The sequence below is a fragment of the Ruminococcus callidus ATCC 27760 genome, assembly GCF_000468015.1.
Lineage (GTDB): Bacteria > Bacillota > Clostridia > Oscillospirales > Ruminococcaceae > Ruminococcus_C > Ruminococcus_C callidus.
This window is the reverse complement of sequence record NZ_KI260376.1, coordinates 1-2,013: the sequence shown is the minus strand read 5'-3', so window position 1 is coordinate 2,013 and position 2,013 is coordinate 1. Positions and strand designations below refer to the sequence as shown.

The 2,013-nt window shown below is 41.6% G+C and carries 1 protein-coding gene; it reads left to right on the top strand.

Annotation, left to right across the window (positions count from 1 at the left end; translation table 11 throughout):
- The first annotated feature begins 236 nt into the window (after window positions 1-236).
- Window positions 237-1,781 (top strand): GxxExxY protein, encoded by a 1,545-nt coding sequence (locus tag RUMCAL_RS06075; protein ID WP_040647273.1) that lies wholly within the window; start codon window positions 237-239, stop codon window positions 1,779-1,781.
- Window positions 1,782-2,013 lie beyond the last annotated feature (232 nt).

The following is a 2,013-nucleotide window of genomic DNA, read 5'->3' as shown; positions in this document are numbered from 1 at the left end:
GGGGAAGCTTGCGGAGAAGGACTGAAAAAGGCAGAGCATTTTGTATGCTCTGCCTGTGATGGATGATGCTATTTGAATGTTCCGCGTTCCATGTACATTTTTGTTTGCAATTAAGTTTTTTAGAGTTTCCAGTACCAGGTGAATTGTATTTCAAGTAAAAATGCAGTTGTAATTGCTCTGGCGATATGGTATAATAGAAGTAACAAAAATCTACACACGAACACGAGGTGAAACATATGGAACGGTATTTCAACATCACCGGATGCTGTAATCCGCAGGAGCATTACATGGTCAATCTGGACAGCCGTCTTGCACAGATCAAAGATATGGTGGATAAAGGGCAGTACTTCTGTATCAATCGAGGACGGCAGTATGGGAAAACCACACTTTTGGATGCACTGCAAAGCTATCTGCAAAATGACTATACAGTAATTTCTATGGATTTTCAGGCACAGATGAGTGTTGCAACATTTGAGAATGAAAAAACTTTTTCCAAGGCTTTCATTGACGCTTTTGTGGAAACTGCGATGTTTTCTGACGAAACTGCATTGATGGAAATTGCGAAGAGAGAACTGACTTCTGTTACAAATTTGGTGGAGTTGTTCCGCAAGCTTAGTGTTGTCTGCAAATTGAATGATAAGAAGATCGTGCTGATGATCGATGAGGTAGACAGTGCTAGCAATAATCAGGTGTTTCTGGACTTTTTGTCGCAGCTCAGAGGCTATTATCTGATTCGCAACAAACGTCCAACCTTCCAATCTGTCATTCTGGCAGGTGTTCATGACATTCGAAATCTTCGCCAGAAAATCCGACCAGATGCAGAGCATAAGCACAACAGCCCATGGAATATCGCCTCTGCCTTTGAGATCGACATGAGTTTTAACGTGCATGACATTGCCGGAATGCTCACAGAATACGAGAATGACCACCATACTGGTATGGATATTCCAAAGCTGTCCCAACTGATTTACGATTATACTTCTGGTTATCCGGTGCTGGTTTCGATGATTTGCAAGTGTATGGATAAAAGTGGGAGTTGGGATGATCCTTCCTTTGAAAATGCTGTCAAATATCTTATCAGAGAGAAAAATCCTCTGATAGAATCGCTGATCAACAAACTGGAAGACGACAAAAACCTGAGAAATCTACTGTACAATGTCTTGTTTTTGGGGCAGAAGATCTCTTATAATATCGACAATGTTGTAATTGAAAATGCTGCAATGTATGGCTTTATTTCCAACAAAAACGACTGCGTTTCTGTTGCCAATCGCATCTTTGAAACGAGAATTTACAACTGGTTTATTTCACAGGAGGCAACTGATAGCCGGATGTATTCCGAAGGTGTCAACGACAAAAATCAGTTTATTCAGTGCAATCAGCTGAACATGGAAAAGATTCTGGAGAAGTTTATCCGCCACTTCAACGACATCTATGGCAGTCAACCAGATAAGTTCAAGGAAGAGGATGGCAGAAAGCTGTTTTTGCTGTACCTGCGGCCGATTATCAACGGTACAGGCAATTATTATATTGAGGCACAAACTCGTGACCAGAAGCGAACCGATGTCATTGTGGATTATCTGGGAAAACAGTATATCGTGGAACTGAAGATCTGGCGTGGCGAGGAATATAACACTGAGGGTGAAAAGCAGATTGCTGAGTATCTGGATTACTATCACCTTGACAAGGGCTACCTGCTGAGTTTCAACTTCAACAAGAACAAGCAGACTGGTATGAAAACGATTCAAGTGAATGGAAAGACGGTTGTTGAGGCTGTGGTGTGAAAACAGAAATGATTTATGGAGCAGGTGTAAAAGCCTGCTCTTTTGGCATATGCTGATGGTTTGACGGTCAGATCACGTTATTTTGGTATGAGTTTAATAGTAACCGCCAACCAGACCAGCGGGCAAAAAAAATGAGCCGAGATCAACCTCGGCTCAAATCCCGTATTCGGTTCATCACAATGAATTGCAGTGAGTAACTGTGAATTACTGTGCGGTGAAATACTGTCAATTA

Bases quoted from the DNA above. Each gene is read 5' to 3' on its own strand.
- RUMCAL_RS06075 (WP_040647273.1), top strand. From the start codon at position 237: ATGGAACGGTATTTCAACATCACCGGATGCTGTAATCCGCAGGAGCAT.